14 protein-coding genes are annotated in these 20,224 nt (G+C 64.6%); 6 read left to right on the top strand and 8 right to left on the bottom strand.

From position 1 onward, the window contains the following. Nucleotides 1-118 precede the first annotated feature (118 nt). From ACSSV8_RS00535 to ACSSV8_RS00525, 3 genes are read right to left on the bottom strand one after another with little or no spacing between them, the layout of a single operon-like run. Nucleotides 119-760: a response regulator transcription factor gene (locus ACSSV8_RS00535; protein WP_354539696.1), complete on the bottom strand. Its 642-nt coding sequence runs from the start codon at nt 758-760 to the stop codon at nt 119-121. Further along, nucleotides 757-2,178, bottom strand: coding sequence for a cache domain-containing protein (locus ACSSV8_RS00530; protein ID WP_354539697.1), 1,422 nt, complete (start codon nt 2,176-2,178; stop codon nt 757-759). The genes ACSSV8_RS00535 and ACSSV8_RS00530 overlap by 4 nt, the downstream gene beginning before the upstream one ends. A 50-nt stretch (nt 2,179-2,228) precedes the next feature. Further along, nucleotides 2,229-3,491: a SulP family inorganic anion transporter gene (locus ACSSV8_RS00525; protein WP_454281161.1), complete on the bottom strand. Its 1,263-nt coding sequence runs from the start codon at nt 3,489-3,491 to the stop codon at nt 2,229-2,231. 217 nt (nt 3,492-3,708) lie between these two features. Here ACSSV8_RS00525 and ACSSV8_RS00520 point away from each other — a divergent pair, with 217 nt between their 5' ends. The 5 genes from ACSSV8_RS00520 to ACSSV8_RS00500 all read left to right on the top strand — a co-directional run bounded on the left by ACSSV8_RS00520 (nt 3,709) and on the right by ACSSV8_RS00500 (nt 9,704). Next, nucleotides 3,709-4,791 carry a TRAP transporter substrate-binding protein gene (locus tag ACSSV8_RS00520; RefSeq protein ID WP_354539699.1) on the top strand — a complete coding sequence of 361 codons (1,083 nt, stop codon included), beginning with the start codon at nt 3,709-3,711 and terminating at the stop codon, nt 4,789-4,791. An 87-nt stretch (nt 4,792-4,878) separates the two neighbouring features. Beyond that, nucleotides 4,879-5,769, top strand: coding sequence for a TRAP transporter small permease subunit (locus ACSSV8_RS00515; protein WP_354539700.1), 891 nt, complete (start codon nt 4,879-4,881; stop codon nt 5,767-5,769). A gap of 14 nt (nt 5,770-5,783) precedes the next feature. Then, entirely contained in the window at nt 5,784-8,138 is a 2,355-nt protein-coding gene (locus ACSSV8_RS00510; protein ID WP_454281160.1) for a TRAP transporter large permease, read from the top strand. A gap of 178 nt (nt 8,139-8,316) precedes the next feature. Further along, nucleotides 8,317-9,033 carry a c-type cytochrome gene (locus tag ACSSV8_RS00505; protein ID WP_454281159.1) on the top strand — a complete coding sequence of 239 codons (717 nt, stop codon included), beginning with the start codon at nt 8,317-8,319 and terminating at the stop codon, nt 9,031-9,033. A 77-nt stretch (nt 9,034-9,110) separates the two neighbouring features. Then, nucleotides 9,111-9,704 (top strand): NapC/NirT family cytochrome c, encoded by a 594-nt coding sequence (locus ACSSV8_RS00500; RefSeq protein WP_454281158.1) that lies wholly within the window; start codon nt 9,111-9,113, stop codon nt 9,702-9,704. Nucleotides 9,705-9,730: 26 nt separating this feature from the next. On the opposite strand, the gene ACSSV8_RS00495 is transcribed toward ACSSV8_RS00500, so the two are convergent. Next, nucleotides 9,731-11,338 (bottom strand): peptide chain release factor 3, encoded by a 1,608-nt coding sequence (locus ACSSV8_RS00495; protein WP_354539704.1) that lies wholly within the window; start codon nt 11,336-11,338, stop codon nt 9,731-9,733. A 134-nt stretch (nt 11,339-11,472) separates the two neighbouring features. Between ACSSV8_RS00495 and ACSSV8_RS00490 the strand changes: the two genes are divergently transcribed. After that, complete coding sequence (locus tag ACSSV8_RS00490; protein WP_454281157.1) at nt 11,473-13,494, top strand: PhoX family protein; 2,022 nt, start codon at nt 11,473-11,475, stop codon at nt 13,492-13,494. 32 nt (nt 13,495-13,526) lie between these two features. Here ACSSV8_RS00490 and ACSSV8_RS00485 read toward each other — a convergent pair whose 3' ends face one another. The 4 genes from ACSSV8_RS00485 to ACSSV8_RS00470 form a co-directional block, all read right to left on the bottom strand. Then, entirely contained in the window at nt 13,527-14,711 is a 1,185-nt protein-coding gene (locus ACSSV8_RS00485; RefSeq protein WP_354539706.1) for a vWA domain-containing protein, read from the bottom strand. Between the two features lie 7 nt (nt 14,712-14,718). Further along, complete coding sequence (locus ACSSV8_RS00480) at nt 14,719-14,889, bottom strand: hypothetical protein (protein ID WP_354539707.1); 171 nt, start codon at nt 14,887-14,889, stop codon at nt 14,719-14,721. Further along, nucleotides 14,886-16,265 carry a DUF2927 domain-containing protein gene (locus tag ACSSV8_RS00475; RefSeq protein WP_454281156.1) on the bottom strand — a complete coding sequence of 460 codons (1,380 nt, stop codon included), beginning with the start codon at nt 16,263-16,265 and terminating at the stop codon, nt 14,886-14,888. Before ACSSV8_RS00475 ends, ACSSV8_RS00480 begins: the two co-directional genes overlap by 4 nt. Before the next feature lie 298 nt (nt 16,266-16,563). Further along, the gene (locus ACSSV8_RS00470) at nt 16,564-20,112 is read right to left on the bottom strand and encodes a Hint domain-containing protein (protein ID WP_454281155.1); all 3,549 of its coding nucleotides are present in this window, start codon (nt 20,110-20,112) and stop codon (nt 16,564-16,566) included. Between the last annotated feature and the right edge of the window lie 112 nt (nt 20,113-20,224).

Genomic DNA, 20,224 nt, shown 5'->3' with positions numbered 1-20,224 from the left:
TCAAGCCGAGTGCCAAAGTGAAGGTCCACACTGCATGAAAGTTGGAGAGCATAATTCCGATTCGATCAAGATATTGTGTAAACGTCGTTACAAATTAGCAACCCGTGGTTGATAACCCCTATGGGCGCACGCCTGTTCCTTGCAAGACCCCATGCTCCATCGCGTATCGCGTTAGTCCGGCGGTTGAGGAAATCCCCAGTTTGCGCTTGATGTTCTTGCGATGCGTCTCGACCGTGCGCACCGAGATATCCAGCGCCAGCGCCACCTCCTTGTTGGACTTGCCCTGCGCCAGTTGCAGAAGGATCGTCTGTTCGCGGTTGGTGAGTTGCTCGCGATCGGGCGGGGTGAAGGGCGCAAGCGAGCCTTGCGCGCCGGTGCAGAGATAGCGCTCGCCCGTCATCACCGCGTCGATGGCGCACTTGATCTCTTCGGTGGGCACGTCCTTGAGGACATAGCCCAAGGCACCGTGGCTGAGCGCCGAGGCGATATATTCCGGGCTGTCATGCATCGACAGGATGAGAATCCGCGTGCCGGGGCGGCGTTCGAGCAGGATCTCGGTGGTCGAGAGCCCGCCCAGCCCCGGCATGTTGAGGTCGAGCAGGATCACGTCGGGGGCAAGCTCCGCGACCCGGTCGATGATGTCCTGTCCGTTGCAGAACGCGGCGATCACCTCGACATCGTCATAGCTTTCGAGGATTGACTGGATGCCTTCGACGACCATCGGATGATCGTCGACGATGACGACGCGAATGGGGGTCATGCGCGGGCCCTTCTTTTCTCGGGAACCGTCTCGGTCTGGCCCTGCGGTTTGAGGAGGTGCGTGAGCGGCACGTTGGCTTCGATCTCGGTGCCGCCGACCGACGAGCGGATGACGAGCCGTCCGTCGATCTGGTCGATGCGCTCCTGCATGTTGCGCAGGCCCAGCCCGCCCCCCGTGCCGGTGCGCGCGGCGTCGATACCGCAGCCATTGTCGGTGATGCGCAGCGTGCCGCCGCGCGCGTGGCCGCGCAAGTCGATCTCGACACGGGTGGCCCCCGAATGGCGCTCGATATTGGTGAGCGCCTCCTGCGCCACGCGGTAGAGCGCGATCTTGGCCTCGTCGTCGAGCCGGTTGCGGAACACCACGGTGGCAAAGACGGTCTCGATGCCCGTTCGCTTGCCGAACTCCTCCGCCAGCGCCTTGAGCGCGGGACCAAGGCCCAGATCGTCAAGCGCGCCGGGGCGCAGGTCGCGGCTGATGCGGCGCACTTCCTGAATGGCGGTGGTCAGATGCGCCGCTCCGCGTTCGAGCATTTCGGGCGCGCGCGCGTCACCCGCCGCCAGCCGTCGCTGCGCGGTATCGAGCGCATAGCGCGCGCCGACCAGGATCTGGCTGATCCCGTCGTGCAATTCGCGCGCCACGCGCCCGCGTTCCTCTTCCTGGGCGTCGAACACGCGCTGCGTAAGCCGTTTGAGCTTGGCATCGGCCAGCCGCCGTTCGCGGATGGTGATGAAAAGGCCGGTGACGAAGACAAAGAGCAGCGCCGCCAGCATCGCACCCCCGATAAAGAGAAACGTGCGCTGCACGCGCGCCTCGACCTGCTGGCGCGAGGCGGCGACGGCAGCGAGCACATCGTCGATGAAAACGCCCGTGCCGATGGCCCATTTCCAGTCCTGAAGCCCGATCACATAGGCCACCATCTGCGAGCGCTCGCCCGTGGACGGGCGGGGCCAGGCAAAGCTGTGATAGCCGCCGCCGAACCGCGCCAGACGGATCAGCTCGTCGGTAACGGGCACGCCCGACGGATCCTCGAGCCCGGTCCAGTTGCGCCCGATAAGTTCGGTCCGGCGCGGGCTCACAAGATTGGTGCCGTCATAGTCGAACACGAAGAAATAGCCGTCCTGACCGTAGAGCATCGCGGCAAGGATCTGGCTCACCTGCTCCATCGCCCGGTTGTCGTCCGGGGCGGCGCGGCCATAGATGTTGACGAAGGCGGTCCGCGCAAGCGAGAGGTAATTCTTCAGCTCCTCGCGTTTGGCGTTGATCAGCTGAACCTCCAGCGTCTCGATCTCGCGCTCTGCCAGGTGCCGCGATTGCAGTGTCACCACGACCGCCACCGCCGCCGCCGTCAGGATCAGGGGCAGTGTCGCCACCAGAAAGAGCTTCTGGCCATAATTGAGCCTCAGGCGCGCGAACATGACCCATGGGATACGCCCGCATGCGATCGAAATCCAGCGTTTCGCGCGGCTCAGTGCTCGGGGTCGTGCCGGCGGGCCTCGGGCACCGCGCGCCGCCGCCACCGCAGCGCAAGGCCAAGTGCCACGCCCACGCCGATGGCCAGCGTCAGATCGGTCAGCACCGTCAGCACCAGCGTGATCACAAGCAGCACCTGATCCGGGCGCGACGCCGCCAGATGCCTCTTCCAATGCTGCACCTCGGACATGTTCCACGCGGTGATGAGCAACAGACCGGCAAGTGCGGGCATGGCGAGATATCCCGCCAGCGGTGCCGCAAGCAGCATGACGACAAGGATGGTCAGGGCGTGCACCATCCCCGCCACCGGCGTGCGCCCGCCTGCGTGCACATTGGTGGCGGTGCGCGCGATGGCACCGGTTGCGGGCAGCCCACCGAACAGCGCCGAGCCGATATTGGCCGCGCCGTTGGCGATCACCTCGGCATTGGGACGGGTGTTGCCGCCGATCATCCGGTCAGCGACCGTTGCCGACAGCAGCGATTCCACACCGGCGAGAAAGGCGATGATGAGCGCCGAGGGCAGCAGCTCGATCATCCGCGCGACGTTGATTTCAGGTAGCTGCGGCAAGGGCAGCGTGTTGGGCAACGCGCCAAAGCGCGACTGGATCGTATCCACCGGCAGGCTCAGCAGCGCAACCGCCGCGGAACAGAGCGCGATGGCCACGATAAGGCCCGGAAAGCGGGGCAAGAGGCGACGCAGGATCACGATGAGGACCACGGTCGCAATCCCGAGCAAGAGCGCGCGCGGATTGAACGTGCTCCGCGCCTCCCAGAGGACGGCGATCTTGGGCAGGAAATCGGCGGGCAGATCGGCCACGGCCAGCCCGAAGAGGTCACGCAACTGGCTGGCGGCAATGATGATGGCAATGCCGATGGTAAAGCCGTTGATGACGGCTTCGGGGATGTGTTTCACAAGACTTCCGGCCCTGAACCGGCCCGCGATCACGAGAATGACCCCCGCCATCAGCGTCGCCAGCACCAGCCCGTCATGGCCATGTTCGGCGATGATGCCATAGACCACGACGATGAAGGCCCCGGTGGGGCCGCCAATCTGCACCCGGCTGCCGCCAAGCGCCGAGATGAGAAAGCCGCCGATAATCGCGGTGATCAGCCCGGTGACCGGGGGCGCACCGGAGGCAATGGCAATGGCAATGCTGAGCGGCAGTGCCACCATGGCCACGGTGATCCCGGCCAAAAGATCGGCGCGGAACAGGGTGGCGGTATAGCCGGGCAGTGTGGTCAGCAACTTCGGTTTCATGACAAGGTTGAACACCCGCGCCGCGCGACATGCAAGAGGCCCTGCACCCCGGCGTTCTGGTCAGGAGCGCACCGGTGATGGCATCCGCACGACAAAATGACCCGACTACGCAGTTATCGGTATTCTCAGGTTGCGAATCGCGGGCTAAGGTCCGCGCACTTCAACGATCCGCAGGCGCCCCGGAGAGGCGCGCCGCACCAAATGGGGAGGAACCTTAATGGATCGCCGTTCGTTTCTGAAGAAATCCGCACTCGGTGGCGGGGCAGCCGCAGCCAGCACGCTGGCCGCGCCGCTCTATGCCCAGGGCAACCGCACGCTGACCATGGTCACCACATGGGGTCGTGGTCTTGCCGGCGTGTTCGACGCCGCACAGCGCGTGGCCGACAACATCAACGGCATGACCGATGGCAGCCTGACGATCGACGTCAAGGGCGCGGGCGAGCTTGTCGGTGCGTTCGAGGTTTTCGATGCCGTGACCGCCGGTCAGGCCGATCTTTATCACGGGGCCGATTACTATTTCGTCGGCCAGCATCCGGCCTACGGCTTCTTCACCTCGGTGCCCTTCGGCATGACCGCGCAGGAACTGGTGAACTGGTATTATCACGATGGCGGTGCCGCGTTCCACGACGAGCTTGGGCAGATCTTCGGCCTCAAGTCCTTCCTTGCCGGCAATACCGGCGCGCAGGCGGGTGGCTGGTTCCACAAGGAGATCACGGGTCCCGAAGATTTCAACGGTCTCAAGTTCCGGATGCCCGGTCTTGGCGGCCTCGCGCTGGGCAAGCTGGGTGCGTCGGTGCAGAACCTGCCCGGCTCCGAAGTGTATCAGGCGCTTGCCTCGGGGGCGATCGACGGCACCGAGTGGATCGGCCCCTGGGCCGATGAAAAGGCCGGTTTCCAGGAGATCACCAAGATCTATTACACCGCCGGTTTCCACGAGCCGGGCGCGGGCCTTTCGATCGGCATGAACCGCGACGTGTTCGACAGCCTCACGCCGCAGCAGCAGAAGATGGTCGAGATCGGTTGCGCCGAGGCCCACCAGTGGAACCTCGCGCAGTTTCTCTCCAACAACTCGGCCGCTCTCCAGCGTCTGCAGTCGGCGGGCGTCAAGACGATGGAATTCCCGGACAGCGTCTGGGACGCCTTCGGTCAGGCCGCCGATGCGGTGCACCAGGAGAACATGGGCGACGACATCTACAAGCGCGTCTATGACAGCTACATGGCATCGATGAAGTCCTCCTCGGCGTGGATCGCATTGTCTGACGGTGCCTATACCGCGCAGCGCGACCGCGTGCTGGGCTAAGGCCACCGCGACGCCGATACTGGCTCAGGCCCCGGTCTCCGGGGCTTGACGCCGTTCGGGGATTTACCAGCCGCGTGAGGGGAAACCATGCTCGACGCCGTGCTTTGGCTGTTCCAGAACATAGGACTGGCCTTTTATCATTTCGCCTATGCGATCACCCATCCTTCGCTCTGGCTCGACTGGTCGGACAATCAGGCGGTCATGCGGGTCGTCTATTACGGCGGGTCGGTCGAGTTCTTCTTCGTGGTGTTCACGGCGTTTTTGGTGCTCACCGGCGTGGGTATGTGGCGCACGGCGTTCCTCTGGGGGTGCGTGCGGGTGCTCGAGGGGTTTGCCAACACGGTCGGGCGCTTCGCTGCCTGGGCGGGGCTGATCATGGTGCTGCAACAGATCGTCATCGTTTTCATCCAGCGCATCTTCGCCCGGCCTGACATTGTCATCGGTTTCGGGATCCCGCTGCAGTTCGACATCAGCTGGTGGGCGGAAGAACTCAAGCTTTACAACGCTATGGTGGTTGCGCTGTGCTGCACCTACACGTTTGTTCAGGGTGGGCATGTCCGGGTGGACCTTGTCTATGCGCAGGTCAGCCACCGCGCGAAACGCATGATCGACATGGCAGGCAGCCTGATCTTCATGATGCCCATGGCGGTGATCACCTGGATGTATGGCTGGTATTTCCTGTGGCGGCATCTCATCGTGCCCAAGCCCTCGGCCTCGGACAAGCTCGATCAGCTTTTGATGAAGTCGCGCGCGCTGCGCTGGAATATCGAGACCATCGGCTTCAGCCCGAACGGGTTCAACGCCTACTTCCTCTTCAAGGTGCTGCTGGTGCTCTTCGCGGGGATGGTTTTCCTTCACGCGATGGCGTTTTTCTGGCGCTCCTGGCTTGAATGGAAGGAAGGGCCGGAAAGTGCCGGCAAATACCTCGACCGCGACACGCTGGGCGAGGGCGAAGAAGCCTATGAAGGCACGCATTAAGGGGGCGGGATTCCATGCTGTTCGGACTTGACGGGGTCGAGGTCGGCCTGATCATCGTCTTTCTGTGCCTTTTCGGGGGTATTCTCTCGGGTTTTCCGGTGGCCTTCGCCATCGGCGGGGCGGGGGTGGTCTCGTTCGGGATCATCGCAGGGCTCGATAGTGCGGGACTGCTGATCCATCAGGCCATCGACCGATCCTCCGAGGCCTATAACGCGGTGCTGGCAACCGGGGTGCGGGCGGATTCCGTCACCATCTTCCGATATCCTGACCTGCCACGCACCGGCGTGCCGGTCTTTCCGCAGGGCTGGGAGACGGCGCTTGACCGCAACGTGTCGTTCATCGTCAACCGCATCAACGAGAGGGTTCTGGCGGGGGCCGCCATCGAGACGCTGCTGGCGGTGCTGATGTTCGTGATGATGGGCATCACGCTGGAACGCTCCAAGATCGCCAATGACCTGCTGACCACCATGGCGCGGGTGTTCGGCCCGTTGCCGGGCGGGCTTGCCGTGTCGGTCGTGGTGGTGGGCACGTTCCTGGCCGCCTCCACCGGCATCGTGGGCGCAACGGTGGTGACCATGGGCCTTCTGAGCCTGCCCACCATGCTGCGCAATGGCTATTCGCCGCAACTGGCCACCGGCGTGATCGCGGCCTCGGGCACGCTGGGTCAGATCATCCCGCCGTCCATCGTGATCGTGCTTCTGGGCACGCTGGCGGGCGATCTCTATTCCGTCGCGCAGGAAAACCGCGCGATTGCGGCGGGCTGCTCCGATGCGCTGACCTATCTGGGCACGCCTGCGGTCGTGTCGGTCGGCACGCTCTTTCAGGCGGCGCTTCTGCCCGGTATCCTTCTGGCGCTGCTCTATGCGCTTTATGCGTTCGTCTACGCGCTGCTGAACCCGTCCAAGGCACCGGCAGTCACTTTTGACGAGGTGACGGGTGGCGAAATCATCACGCGGCGCGACAGCTTTACCTGGTTCCTCGGTGTGCCGGTCGCGCTCATCGCGGGGGTGATGCTGCTGGGGCAGATCAATGTCGTCGGCTCGCAAAGCCTCATTGTCGACAGCTTTACCGATCAGGGCCAGTCCGCGTCGCTGCGCACCAATGTCGGACCCGACTGCAAGGCCGCGATGATCGAGTTGCACGGGCAAGCGGCCTGGGACGCCGCGGTGGTGCAGCAACAGGAGATCGACGCCGCCGGTGGCGTTGCCGCAAGCGTCCGCCTCAGCCCTGAGGAGATCGCCGAGTTGCGCCTCCAGAAAGAAGCGGATGCGGCCCCCATCGGCACCGGTGTCGCCACGCTCATGGTGATGCTGGGTCTTACCCTCGCGATGGCGCGCGGCGTGGCCCCCTCGGCCGATCCGCGCCCGCTGCTGATCGGTGCTGTGGGGATCGTGCTGGGGCTTCTGGCCGATATCGCGTTCATCCGGCCCTCGACCTCCTCGGGGGTGACATGGCTCATTCTGGCGATCCCCTTCGCGCTGGCCTGTTACGGGGTGATGCACGCAGCGTTGCGCATGGCGAAAAACGATCTTATCCGCGTGGTCTTTCCGCCGCTTGTGCTGATCGTGGCGGTTCTGGGCTCGATCCTTGGCGGGATCACCAACCCGACACCCGCCGCGGCGCTTGGCGCGGGCGGGGCGATCATGCTGGCGGCGTATCGCAAACTGCGCGATCAGGACCGCTCGCCCAAGGTGATCCTGTTTTCGACGCTGGCCGTTGTGCTGGCGATCCTGATCGGCATCAATTTCGATCTCAGGATCAATAACCAGGAGGTGAGTTTCGAATCCTGGGTCGCGTTCTTCTTTGCCTATGCCGCCTATCTCTACGCGCTTTTCGGGCTGCTCTTTGCCTGCTGGGTGCTTTACGCGGGCGGCGTGCTCAGCCCGGTGGTGCGCGAGACGGCCAAGGTCACGAGCATGGTCTTTACCATCCTCATCGGCTCTCAGCTTCTCAACCTCGTGGTGATCTCGTTCGGCGGTGAGCATTACATCCAGGATTTCCTGAAATCGTTTGATAACGAGTTCAAGGTCTTCCTGATCGTGATGCTGGTGCTCTTCATCCTTGGCTTCGTGCTCGATTTTCTTGAAATCATCTATATCGTGATCCCGATCGTGGGGCCGGTCATTTATGGCGGCAGTTTCGATCCGAAATGGGTCACGATCATGATTGCGGTCAATCTGCAAACCTCGTTCCTGACCCCGCCCTTCGGCTTTGCGCTCTTCTACCTGCGCGGGGTTGCACCGCCCGAGGTGACGACCGGCCACATCTACCGGGGTGTCATTCCCTTCGTTCTCATTCAGGTGGCGGGGCTGGCGATCCTGTGGTTCTTCCCGGATATCGTGACCATCTTGCCGGATCTGATGGGATAAGATGCAGCCGAGCGGTGCGGCGCGACTGTGTCCGTCGTGCCGCTTTCGCTTTCAAAGTCGAGTCCGGGCCTCCGAAAATAGTCATGAAATGATCTGTGTCATGGCGCGGATTCCGCATGAGCGCACAATTGCGGGGCGCGAACGGGGTATCCGCGCGCATGGCAACAGGAGGCTGAACATGAAAATCAGACCGGGCACATCTGCAATGTTGGCGACAGCGGCGCTCTCCGCTTTGAGCATTTTGGCGGCACCGATGGCGTGGGCGCAGGACGAAGGGTCGATCGCGCGGGGCGGACAGCTTTATGACAAGTGGTATGCCGAAACCGGGCAGGAGGCACCTGCCGCGTCGCACCCGCTTTATCCGAAGGACGGGCAATACGCCGACAAGCCGGGAACCAACTGGCGCTGCAAGGAGTGTCACGGCTGGGATGGCAAGGGGGCCGACGGGGCCTATGGCAGTGGCAAGCATTTCACGGGCATCAAGGGCGTCATCGGCATGCAGGGCGGCGACCCGGCGGCGGTCGTGGCCCTCTTGAAGGCACCCGCACACGGCTTCGAGGGGCTGCTGTCGGAGGCCGACCTGAGCGATCTGGCGAATTTCGTGGTGTTCGGCGGGTATGGCTATGACGCCTATGTTGCGGATGGCAAGATCGTGGGCGATGCCGAGCGGGGCGGGCAGGTCTATCGCACCGTCTGCGCAGGCTGCCACGGGGCCGAGGGCAAGCTGCCCAAGGACATGGACCCGCTCGGCTCGCTGGTGGGCAACCCCTGGGAATTGATGCACAAGGTCCTCAATGGCCAGCCCAAAGAGGTCATGCCCGCGCTGCGCGCCTTTGATCATCAGGCGGCGGCCGATGTGATCGCCTATATCGCGGCAGAGTTTCCGTCCGAATAGGGCACCGGCAAGGAGGGGGCACCAGCCACGGCGCGGTGCCCCCCCGTCTCAAGCTATTCATGAAAGGACAGGCACGCATGATGCGCGCGATAAAAGCAGTGTGGTCATGGATCACACGTCCGGCGGTGCTGATCGGGCAGGGTGTTCTTCTCGCGATCGGATTTGGCGTCGGCATCATCTTCTGGGGCGGGTTCAACACCGCCATGGAAGCCACCAACACGATGGATTTCTGCATCTCCTGCCACGAGATGCGCGACACGGTCTATGAGGAATACAAGACCAGCGTGCATTACAAGAACGCCTCGGGCGTGCGCGCCGTGTGTTCGGACTGCCATGTGCCCCATGCCTGGGGGCCGAAGATGGTGCGCAAGATTCAGGCATCCAACGAGGTGTGGCACAAGGTTCTGGGGTCGATCAACACGCCGGAGAAATTCGAGGCGAAGCGTGCCGTTCTGGCCCAGCATGTCTGGGATTCCATGAAACGCACGGATTCGCGCGAATGCCGCAACTGCCACAGCTTCGAGGCGATGGATTTCGACAAGCAGGGCCGCCGCGCGCGCGAGAAGATGGAAGTGGTCGCGCAGACCGGCCATTCCCCCGAGGGCAGCACCTGCATCGACTGCCACAAGGGCATTGCCCACAAGCTACCCAAGGTGGAACGCGACGACTGACAGGCCGGGACCCGACCGCGCGGGTCTCAGACCATCATCTCCTTGGTCGCGGTCAGCGTCACATCGGGGTAGTCGCGCGCCACGCGGTCGATGTCCCATTGCAGCCGCGTGAGATAAACAACGTCGCCGTCATTGTCATGGGCGATATGCGCCTTGTTGGCGGCGATGAAGGCCTCGACCTTGTCCTTTGGCCCGCTGACCCAGCGGGCGGAGGTGAATTGCGATGGCTCGAAGCGCACGGGCAGGCCATATTCCAGCTCGATCCGGCTGCCCAGCACGTCAAATTGCAATTGCCCTACCACGCCGACGATAAAGCCCGAGCCGAAAGCGGGTTTGAACACCTTGGCGGCCCCTTCCTCGGCGAATTGCATCAGCGCCTTTTCCAGGTGCTTGGCCTTCATCGGATCGCCCGCCCGCGCGGTCTGCAAGAGTTCCGGCGCGAAGGACGGGATGCCGGTCACGCGCAGCGCCTCGCCTTCCGTCAGCGTGTCGCCGATGCGCAATTGCCCGTGGTTGGGGATGCCGATGATGTCGCCCGCCCAGGCCTCTTCCGCCAGTTCCCGGTCGGCGGCGAGGAAAAGCACCGGGGCCGAGACGGTGATCGGTTTCTTCGCCCGCACATGGGTAAGCTTCATGCCGCGCCGGAAATGCCCCGAGGCGAGGCGCACAAAGGCCACCCGGTCGCGGTGCTTGGGGTCCATGTTGGCCTGCACCTTGAAGACAAAGCCCGCGACCTGCTCCTCCTCCGGCAATATCTGGCGCGGTTCGGCGCGCTGCGGCTGTGGCTCGGGGCCATAAGCACCGATCCCCTCCATCAATTCGCGCACGCCGAAGGAATTGATCGCCGAGCCGAACCATATGGGCGTCATGTGCCCCTCGCGCACCGCGTCCACGTCGAGCGCGGGCAAAAGCTCGCGCGCCATGCCCACCTCCTCGCGCAGCGTCTCCAGCAGGGCAGGGGGCACATGCTCGGCCATTCTTGGGTCGTCCAGCCCGTCGATGCTGATCGATTCCGCCACGCGGTTGCGGTCGGCGCGGTCCATCAGTTCCAGCCGGTCGTGGATCATGTCGTAGCAGCCAAGGAAATCACGCCCCATGCCGATGGGCCAGCTTGCCGGCGTGACGTGGATCGCCAGCATTTCCTGGATCTCGTCGATGATCTCGAACGTGTCGCGCGCCTCGCGGTCCATCTTGTTGCAGAAGGTCAGGATCGGCAGGTCGCGCATCCGGCAGACCTCGAAGAGCTTTTGCGTCTGGCTCTCCACCCCCTTGGCCCCGTCGATCACCATCACGGCGGCATCGACCGCCGTCAGCGTGCGATACGTGTCCTCGGAAAAATCCGAGTGGCCGGGCGTGTCCACGAGGTTGAAGCGGTAGTGCCGGTAGTCAAAGGACATGGCCGAGGCGGAAACCGAGATGCCCCGATCCTTTTCCATCTGCATGAAATCCGAGCGCGTGCGCCGCGCCTCGCCCTTGGCGCGGACCTGTCCGGCCATCTGGATCGCGCCGCCGTAGAGCAGGAATTTCTCGGTCAGCGTGGTCTTGCCCGCGTCGGGGTGGGAGATGATCGCAAAGGTGCGCCGCCGCGCGATTTCGGGCGGCAGGGCGGGGCGGTTTGGGGTCTGGTCCAGCATGAGGCCGCGTATAGTGGGGCCGCGCGCGCGGCGCAATAAGCCGCGCGCCGTCATGCAGGCGCAACAATTCTGTTGTCACTCTGTTGACTGGCGCGGCTAGCATTACGAGGCTGCGATCTGACAGGAGAGCGACTATGCGCGACCATGAAAAAGATTACACCGATCCGACCCAAAGCCCCGATTGGGAGCATGGCGACGAACGCCCCTCCAACACCTCCGCCAACCCTACGTTCTTTGACGTGATCGAGGCGCGCGCCTCGCGGCGCGGTTTTCTCGCGGGCGGTCTGGCGGCGGCCGTGACCGGGATGCTCGGCGCGGGCCTGTCGGCGCGCGGGGCGCTGGCGAGCGCGACCTCGCCGCTTCTGGGCTTCGCGGCGGTGCCGATGAGCGAGGCCGACACGGTCACCGTGCCCGAAGGCTACCGCGCGCAAGTCTTCGCCCGCTGGGGCGACGCAATCAGCGGCGACATGCCTGCCTTTCACGGTGCCAATACGGGCGCGGAGCAAGGCCACCAGATCGGCCAGAACCATGACGGGCAACATTTCTTTGCCATCGACGGCTCGTCCGAGGACGGGATTTACGTGCTCAACCACGAATATATCGAGCCGCGTTTCCTTCATGCCGAGGCCAGCACGGGCAAGGCGCTGTCGAGCAGCGACACGATCTGGCACGACGGCGCGCGCGACGATGACGAGGTGCTCAAGGAAATGAACGCACATGGCGTCTCGGTTTTCCGGGTGCGCAAAGGGGCCGACGGCTGGGAGATCGTGGCCGATCCGCGCAACCGCCGGATCACCGCGCTGACTCCGATGGAGATTGCCGGGCCGGTGCGCGGCACGGCCCATGTGGTGACGAAATACAGCCCCGAGGGCACCGCCACGCGCGGCACGCTCAATAACTGCGCGTATGGCGTGACGCCGTGGAACACCTATCTGGCGGCGGAAGAGAACTGGGCGGGGTATTTCTCCAATACCGGCGAACAACCGCGCGAACAGGCGCGTTACGGCGTCTCGGACAAGCCCGAGGGCGGGCGCTATGGCTGGCATCTGGCCAAGGGTCGCGCGGATGACTGCATCCGGTTCGATGCGCGCGCCACGGGGGCGGAGGCCACGCAGGACTATCGCAACGAGCCCAACTGCTTTGGCTGGATGGTCGAGATCGACCCGTTCGACCCCGACAAGGCCCCGGTCAAGCGCACCCATCTGGGCCGGTTTGCCCATGAGGGGGTGATCTTCAACCGGGCCGAGGCGGGCAAGCCGGTGGTCTGCTATTCGGGCGACGATGCGCGGTTCGAATATATCTACAAGTTCGTCTCGCGCGATGTCTTTCAACCCGGCGAAACCGATGGCAGCATCCTCGACGCGGGCACGCTTTACGTGGCGCGGTTCAACCCCGATGGCAGCGGCGAGTGGCTGGCGCTGGCACCGGGACGGAACGGGCTGACGGCGGATGCGGGTTTTGGCGATCTGGCCGATATTCTGGTGAACACGCGCGCGGCGGCGGATGTGGCGGGCGCGACCAAGATGGACCGCCCCGAATGGGGCGCGGTCGACCCGGTGACGGGGGCTGTCTATTTCACCCTTACCAACAACACCCGCCGCACCGAGGCGCAGGTCGATCCGATGAACCCGCGCAGCAACAACCAGTTCGGCCATATCATCCGCTGGCAAGAGGCGCGCGGCGATGCCGCCTCGACCACGTTCGACTGGGATCTCTTCGTCATCGCGGGCGATGCTGCGCGCAGCCGCAGTTTCGACGGGGCAGCCTTGGGCGAGGACAACATCTTTGCCGCGCCCGACGGGCTCTGGTTCGATCCTGACGGGCGGCTCTGGATCCAGACCGATATTGGCGAATCGTCCCAGAATACCGGCGATTTCGCGCAATTCGGCAATAACCAGATGCTGGCCGCCGATCCGCGCAGCGGTGAAATCCGCCGCTTCCTGACCGGGCCGGTGGGCCAGGAGATCACCGGAGTCTGCATGACGCCCGATCAGCGCACCATGTTTGTGGGCATCCAGCACCCCGGTGCCACCACCACGCCCGAGGATCACGCAGGCGGCAATCTCGTGTCGCATTGGCCCGATGGCGGCGATGCGGTGCCGCGCTCGGCGCTTGTGGTGATCACGCGTGAGGATGGCGGCAAGATCGGGGCCTGATCGGGCGGGGGGGGGCGCGCGCGCCGCGCCCCTTACCGCACCAGCTCGCGCATCCCCCGGTCGATCCCTTCCAGCGTCATCGGCACCATGCGCCCTTCGAAAATCTCATGGATCATGCCGATGGATTGCGTGTGGCCCCAGTGTTTTTCCGGGACCGGATTGATCCACAGATGCGCGGGCCATTGTGCCCGCGCGCGCGCCAGCCAGACCTGCCCGGCTTCGGCATTCCAATGCTCGTTGGCACCGCCGGGATAGGCGATCTCGTAAGGCGACATGCTGGCATCGCCCACGAAGATGCACTTGTAATCGGGGCCATAGGTGTTGAGCACCTCCCATGTCGGCGTTTGCGCATCCCAGCGGCGGCGATTGTCCCGCCACACGCCCTCGTAAAGGCAGTTGTGGAAATAGAAATGCTCCATGTGCTTGAACTCGGCGCGCGCGGCCGAGAACAGCTCTTCCACAACCTTCACATGGTCATCCATCGAGCCGCCCGCGTCGAGAAAGAGCAGCACCTTGACCGCATTGCGCCGCTCGGGCCTTGTTTTCACGTCGAGCCAGCCCTGTTCGGCGGTGGCGCGGATCGTGCCGTCGAGGTCAAGCTCCTCATGCGCGCCGTCGCGCGCCCATTGGCGCAGCCGCTTGAGTGCCACCTTGATGTTGCGCGTCCCAAGCTCCACGCTGTCATCGAGATTGCGGAATTCGCGCTTGTCCCAGACCTTGACGGCGCGGCGGTGGCGGCTTTCATCCTGACCGATGCGCACGCCTTCGGGGTTGTAGCCATGGGCACCGAAGGGCGAGGTGCCTGCCGTGCCGATCCATTTCGAGCCGCCCTGATGGCGGCCTTGCTGGTCGCGCAGCCGCTCGCGCAGTGTTTCCATCAGCTTGTCGAACCCGCCAAGCGCCTCGATCTCGGCCTTTTCCTCTGGTGTCAGGTGCTTTTCGGCCATCTTTTCCAGCCAGTCGGCGGGCAGGTCCACGGCCTCGAGCACCTGTTCGACCGAGAGCGCCTCGAGACCCCGAAAGCTTTCGGCAAAGGCACGATCAAAGCGGTCGATATGGCGCTCGTCCTTCACCATGGCGGTGCGGGCGAGGTAATAGAACCCGTCCACGTCATAGGTCACAAGCCCCGCGCGCATCGCCTCCAGAAAGGTCAGGAATTCGCGCAACGAGACCGGAACGCCGGTCTTGCGGAGGGTGTCGAAGAAAGGCAGGAACATCGCCGCCTCAGAGCAGCGCGGCGCGGTGCAGAATGAGCGTCAGAAACAGCCCGCCAAGCGCGAAAAGCAGCATGTAGACAAAGGCATAGAGCGCGATATCGGCGGGCTTTCCCTTGCGCCGCCAGGCCAACAGCCCGCCGGTCGCGGCCCCCGCAAATGCCCCCAGAATGACGATCATCTTGCCCCGTTCGACCTTCGCAGCGGGTTCAGCGACCCTACCTCGCGCAGTTTGGCCTCTACCGCCCAATCCGCCCCGTAGCCGTAGCGCGCCCAGCCCAGACTGTCCAGCCTCACGGCCTGCGATTCGGCCACGCGCCCTTCCAGCACCAGTGCCTCGGATTGCAGCATCTTGAGCGTCGCCAGAAGGGCCGCGTTCTCGTAACGCTCGGCCACGCCCACGTTGGGGCCGATGAGCCTCAGCGCCTCGTCGCCACGCCCCTGCGCGATCTCAAAGCTGGCCAGTTGGGCCGCAACAAAGGCGCGGTGGAGCGCGGTGCCGGGGGTGCGCGCGTAGAACTGATCGGCCAGCCGGAACTGGTTGTGTGCGAATTCGGGATCGCTCGCCTGCGTAAGGCGGCCAAGCGCGAAATGGCTGAAGGCGCGGCGGTGATCGGTCCAGCCGATCGCCTGCGCGATGCGCACCGCGTCCGCCGCCGCCGCGCGGCGGGCAGGCGCGCGCGCGCCGGGGCCAAGCGCGGTCTGGATCGCCTCGATCCAGGCGCGCGGCGTCGATCCGGCAAAGCGTGGCGCGAGCCTGTCCCCACTTGGATTGAGGCGGCTGAGGACTGCGGGCAACCGTTCTTCCACCTCGCGGCGCGTCATCCCCGCGCGCAGTTCGGGCGCGTAATAGGCGCGCAGGATCAGCATGTCGAATCCGGTCAGAACCGCATGAACATTGTCATCGTTGAACACGCTGTCCGAGAGGCGGTAGAGATCGTTGAGCGGCCCCAGTGCCTGCGCGAGTTCCTCGTGCAGGCAATCGCGGGTTTCCTGCGGGCTGCTGTCGTTGGGCACGAAAATGGCGATCTTCTCGCGCCGGGCAATCTGCGTCCAGTCGGTGCGCTTGGAGCCGCGCGCGCTGCGATAATCCGCGAGGCTCTCGATATTGGGGACCACGAAACAGGCGGCAGACGGCAGGCTGCGGCGGATGTCGTCGCGGCTCACTGCCTCGATGGTGATATTGGCGGGCCCGTCGCCAACACGCCGGATGTCTATCCCCGCCTCGGTGCGCAAGCGGTGGATCACGCGGTTGAGATCGGACATGAGCGTGATCGGCGGCCGCCCCGTTACCCGCACCGTGATCGGCCCTTCGAAACGCGAGAACTGGTGCAGCATCCGCCCCGATTCCATCTGGAACGAGAGATCCAGGAAATCGTGCAGGATGTCACGGTTGGCGCGTTGCGCCGGAATGGGGCGCGGCGCGGAAAACCCCTTCATCGGCGGCATAATGCGCTGTTCGGGCATCGCCGCGCGCGAGGCAGGCGCCTCCTTGTGGAAGCTGCCGGGCACGCAAGCCCCGAGAATCAGGCAGATCGGCAGGATGACTCGGCGCATGGGGCCCCCGAAATGGTGTGTCTCTCTCGCACCCGCATACCGGGTCTGGGGCCAGCTATTCCTTTACATCCTGTTGGGGTTAAGGAGCCGACAAGGCGAAACTGTGACACAGCCCCCAAGTTCGATCAACCCCGCGTTGCCGCCCGCGATGCGTTGCGCGCCATGGGGCAGAACGTGCCGTAAAACGAAACAATCCCGGCCAGATGGCCGGGATTGTCCCGTCGTGAAATCGGGTTGGCCCCCGCAACCGACTTCATGACCGGCCGCGCGAAAGGCGGGGCCGGTCGGCTGCAAAGGGTCACTCCACCAGGAGGCGTGCCTCGTGGCGCTTGAGCGAGCGGCGCGCGGCCTGATAGGCGTCGATTCCCGCCTTGTCGCGCAGTTCCGGGAAGAGCGTGTAGATCTCTTCGCGCGACGACGCGCCCATGCCGTCCATCACCTGCTCACCGGGCTGGAAGCTTTCGGTCCAGGCCCCGTTCGAGAGCACCACCTCGTGCCGGTCGCACATGAAGTGGATATAGGTCACGCCGCTGGCCTGCACCTCGTCGATGCCTTCCATGCCGGTGAGGTGCTTTGCCGCCGCCAGAACCTCGCGCTCGCCAAAGTAGAGCGCGGCGCGCTCGGAGGTCAGCAGCAGGCGGTGTTGCGGGCTGACCAGCATGTCGCGCTCGGGCAGGCCATGGCCCAAGGCACCGGCGCGGATCAGCACCGGTCGCAGCTTGGGGGTCGCCATCAGATCGCCCGCGCCAAGGCTGCGCGCACCGGTCCAGCGGATTTCCTGCAAGCCGTTGTCGCGGGTGATTACCCGGTCGCCTTCGCGCAGGTCCTCCACAGGCACCTCGCCGCGCGGCGTCGCAATCAGCGTGCCGGGGGTGAAGCAGGGGATCAGGTTCTCGATCTCGCCGAAGATCAGCGTGCCGGTTACGGTATCGTCTTGCGCGAGGAAGTTCACCGTGCCCGAGGTCGAGTTGCCGTCCGGATCGACGGTCTGATCCACGATGTCGAACCGGCCCAGACCGCGCAGGTCGAGCGTGTCGAAATCGTCATCGATCCCGTCATCGGTGCTGTCGCCGCTGCCGCCGTCGATGGTATCGCCTGCGCCCACGTCGAGGAACACGTCGCGGTCGTTGCCGCCGGCCATGAAGTCGGCCCCGGCACCGCCGGAAATCGTGTCATTGCCGTTATTGCCGCGCAGCACATCGTCGCCGTCGCCGCCGGACACGATATCGTCCCCGTCGCCGCCGTTGATCACGTCATCGCCCGCACCACCCTCAAGGCTGTCATCGCCATTGAGGCCCCGGATCGTGTCATCGCCATCGCCGCCAAGGACCGTATCGTTGCCGAAATTGCCCTCGAGCGAGTCGTTGTCGATGCCGCCGTCGATGAAATCGTCGCCTGCACCGCCGATGATCGTGTCAGCGTCATCCTGGCCAAAGATCGTGTCGTTGCCCGCGCCACCCGAAATCAGGTCACGCCCGTTATCCGGCACGAGGTCGGTGTCGTCGGGGATGTTGAGCTCGTCCGGGAAGCGCGGGTCAAGCCCGCCATAGATCAGGTCGTCGCCCGCGCCACCAGTGATCGTGTCGGACCCTTCGCCGCCGATGATCGTATCGTCGCCGTCGCCGCCGTCGATCTCGTCGGCGTCAATGCCGCCGTCGATGAAATCATTGCCTGCGCCGCCAAAGATCGTGTCGGCGTCGTCGCCGGTCGTGATGACATCATCGCCATCGCCGCCATCGACGAAATCGCGGTCGTTCTCGGGGTTGGCATCCGCCGGGAAGAGGCCCGGAAAGCCCAGGTCGGGCAGCGGCGTGTCAGACAGCGGCGCGCCTGCATTGATCGTATCGTTGCCCGCTTCGCCGAAGATGCTGTCATTGCCGCGGCCGCCTTCGATTTCGTCATCGGCAAGCCCGCCGAACACGGTATCATCGCCGTCGCCCGCGCGGATGCTGTCGTCATTGGGCGCGGCCCCAGGCAGGATCGCGTCCTCGGCATCGACCCGGTCGCCATCCGGGTCGCCGGTATAGCCGAGGTCGATCAGGTCGTCGCCCGGCGTGCCGCTGACGATCCCGTCGCGCGCGGGCGGCGGCTTGACGCCCACGGTGACCGAAACGGTCGAGGTCGCGGTACCGCCATTGCCGTCATCGACGGTATAGTCGAACGTGTCGGTGCCGGAGAAGCCGTCATCGGGCGTGTAGGTGATGGTGCCGTCGGGATTGACGGTGGTGGTGCCGTTGGTCCCCGGCGTGGCCAAGGAAACCGTCAGCGGGTCGCCGTCCACATCGCTGTCATTGGCCAAAACGTCGATGGTCACAGGCGTCTCGAAATCAGTGGCACTGCTGTCGGGGGCGGCCACCGGCGCGTCGTTCACCGGGTTCACGGTGACCGTGACGGTGCCCGGCGTGGTTCCGCCATTGCCGTCATCGGCGGTGTAGGTGATCGTGTCGGTGCCGTTGAAATCGGGGTTGGGCGTATAGGTTATGGTGCCGTCCGTGTTGACCGTCACCGTGCCATTGGGCGCGGTGGCGTCGGTCACCGTCAGGGGATCGCCGTCGGGGTCGCTGTCGTTGGTGAGCACGTCGATGGTGACGGTGGTGTCCTCATCGGTCGTGGCCTCGTCGGGCTGTGTCACCGGAGCGCCGTTATCCGGCAGGATCAGGTTCTCGATCTCGGCAAAGGTCATCTCGCCGGTCACGGCACCGTCCGTGCCGATGAACTCGATCCGCCCGGAGGTGGAGTTGCCGTCGGGATCGGCGGTTTCCTCGGCCACGCGCAGCGGACCCGCGCCGCTCAGGTCGAGCGTGTCGTTGTCCACGCCGGTGCTGCCGCCATCGACCACATCGCCCGCCGTTCCACCGATGAAGGTATCCTGGTCGTCACCACCCGAGAGCGCATCGGCCCCGGCACCGCCGGTTATGACGTCATCGCCCGCCTCGCCGAAGATCGTGTCGTCGCCGTCGCCGCCGATCAGCGTGTCGTCGCCGGGCGCGCCGGTGTCGATCACCTCGGTCGTGGGGTTGAAGTAGATATCGGTGACGTTGATCCCATCGGAGGTGTCGACCGGATCGGAATAGCGGATCAGGAATTGCGATACCGGTCCGTCGATCGTGACGCTGAGAGAGTTGGCCGCGCCGTCGTCGGTGCCGTCGCCGCTGCCCGCCGCTTCCTCGCCGCTCAGGATGGACACGGCGCTGCCGCCGCTAAGGGTGACGGGAAGCAGATTGTCATCGGCGTCAAAGGCAAAGACCTGCACGCCCTCGGTGCCGTCGAGATCGTTGATCTGAAAGGAGACCGCAGTGACGGGGGCCGAAAACTCGAACTTGAGATCCGTGGTGCCGACATCCTGAAGTGCCGCCGAGAGCGAGCTTTCGGGATTCGCGGGCGCACCGCCGGTTTCCACCCCGGCCACGTCCTGCGCATTGTCGGCAAAGCCGGTGTCCACGGGCAGGGCCGGGTTGAGGAAGAAGCGCACATCGACCGAGCCGGTGTTCTGGAGAACCTCGGAGATCGGATCCCCACCCTCGATCGGGTCGGCATCGTTGGGATCGGGGGCGAGCGACCACTGGAACACCTCACGCCCGCCGGTGGCGTCGGGGTTGTTGCTGTCGCCGAAGATCACATCATCGCCAGCCCCGCCCTCGACCGAGTCGTTGCCCGATCCGGCGTAGACGGTGTCGTTGTCTTCCCCCGCGAGGATCGTGTCATCACCGCCGAAGCCCTCAACCACATCACTGTTGGAGCCGTCGGGCGCGTCGTTGTTGTCGATGCGGTCACCCTCGGGATCGTCGAGGAAATTCTCGTCGATCAGATTGGCACCGTTGTCACCTTCGACTCTGTTAATCGGCATGTCATTCTCCAAACTCTGCGAGGCGATATGCGCGCCCTCTGCGGTCCAATTCTTCCCCGGAGCGAAAATGCCGGCAACAAGAGGCGACCGCTGTGACCGAATGGCGAGTGTA

Source organism: Roseovarius sp. MBR-79 (genome assembly GCF_053628555.1).
The sequence above is the reverse complement of the archived record's forward strand: the minus strand, read 5'-3'. Positions and strand labels throughout refer to the sequence as shown.

Excerpts from the sequence above, each read along its gene's own strand:
- ACSSV8_RS00505 (WP_454281159.1), top strand. The coding sequence starts at position 8,317 with ATGAAAATCAGACCGGGCACATCTGCAATGTTGGCGACAGCGGCGCTC.
- ACSSV8_RS00500 (WP_454281158.1), top strand. The coding sequence starts at position 9,111 with ATGATGCGCGCGATAAAAGCAGTGTGGTCATGGATCACACGTCCGGCG.
- ACSSV8_RS00530 (WP_354539697.1), bottom strand. The coding sequence starts at position 2,178 with ATGTTCGCGCGCCTGAGGCTCAATTATGGCCAGAAGCTCTTTCTGGTG.
- ACSSV8_RS00470 (WP_454281155.1), bottom strand. The coding sequence starts at position 20,112 with ATGCCGATTAACAGAGTCGAAGGTGACAACGGTGCCAATCTGATCGAC.
- ACSSV8_RS00510 (WP_454281160.1), top strand. The coding sequence starts at position 5,784 with ATGCTGTTCGGACTTGACGGGGTCGAGGTCGGCCTGATCATCGTCTTT.
- ACSSV8_RS00485 (WP_354539706.1), bottom strand. The coding sequence starts at position 14,711 with ATGTTCCTGCCTTTCTTCGACACCCTCCGCAAGACCGGCGTTCCGGTC.
- ACSSV8_RS00515 (WP_354539700.1), top strand. The coding sequence starts at position 4,879 with ATGCTCGACGCCGTGCTTTGGCTGTTCCAGAACATAGGACTGGCCTTT.
- ACSSV8_RS00475 (WP_454281156.1), bottom strand. The coding sequence starts at position 16,265 with ATGCGCCGAGTCATCCTGCCGATCTGCCTGATTCTCGGGGCTTGCGTG.
- ACSSV8_RS00495 (WP_354539704.1), bottom strand. The coding sequence starts at position 11,338 with ATGCTGGACCAGACCCCAAACCGCCCCGCCCTGCCGCCCGAAATCGCG.
- ACSSV8_RS00535 (WP_354539696.1), bottom strand. The coding sequence starts at position 760 with ATGACCCCCATTCGCGTCGTCATCGTCGACGATCATCCGATGGTCGTC.
- ACSSV8_RS00490 (WP_454281157.1), top strand. The coding sequence starts at position 11,473 with ATGCGCGACCATGAAAAAGATTACACCGATCCGACCCAAAGCCCCGAT.
- ACSSV8_RS00520 (WP_354539699.1), top strand. The coding sequence starts at position 3,709 with ATGGATCGCCGTTCGTTTCTGAAGAAATCCGCACTCGGTGGCGGGGCA.
- ACSSV8_RS00480 (WP_354539707.1), bottom strand. The coding sequence starts at position 14,889 with ATGATCGTCATTCTGGGGGCATTTGCGGGGGCCGCGACCGGCGGGCTG.
- ACSSV8_RS00525 (WP_454281161.1), bottom strand. The coding sequence starts at position 3,491 with ATGAAACCGAAGTTGCTGACCACACTGCCCGGCTATACCGCCACCCTG.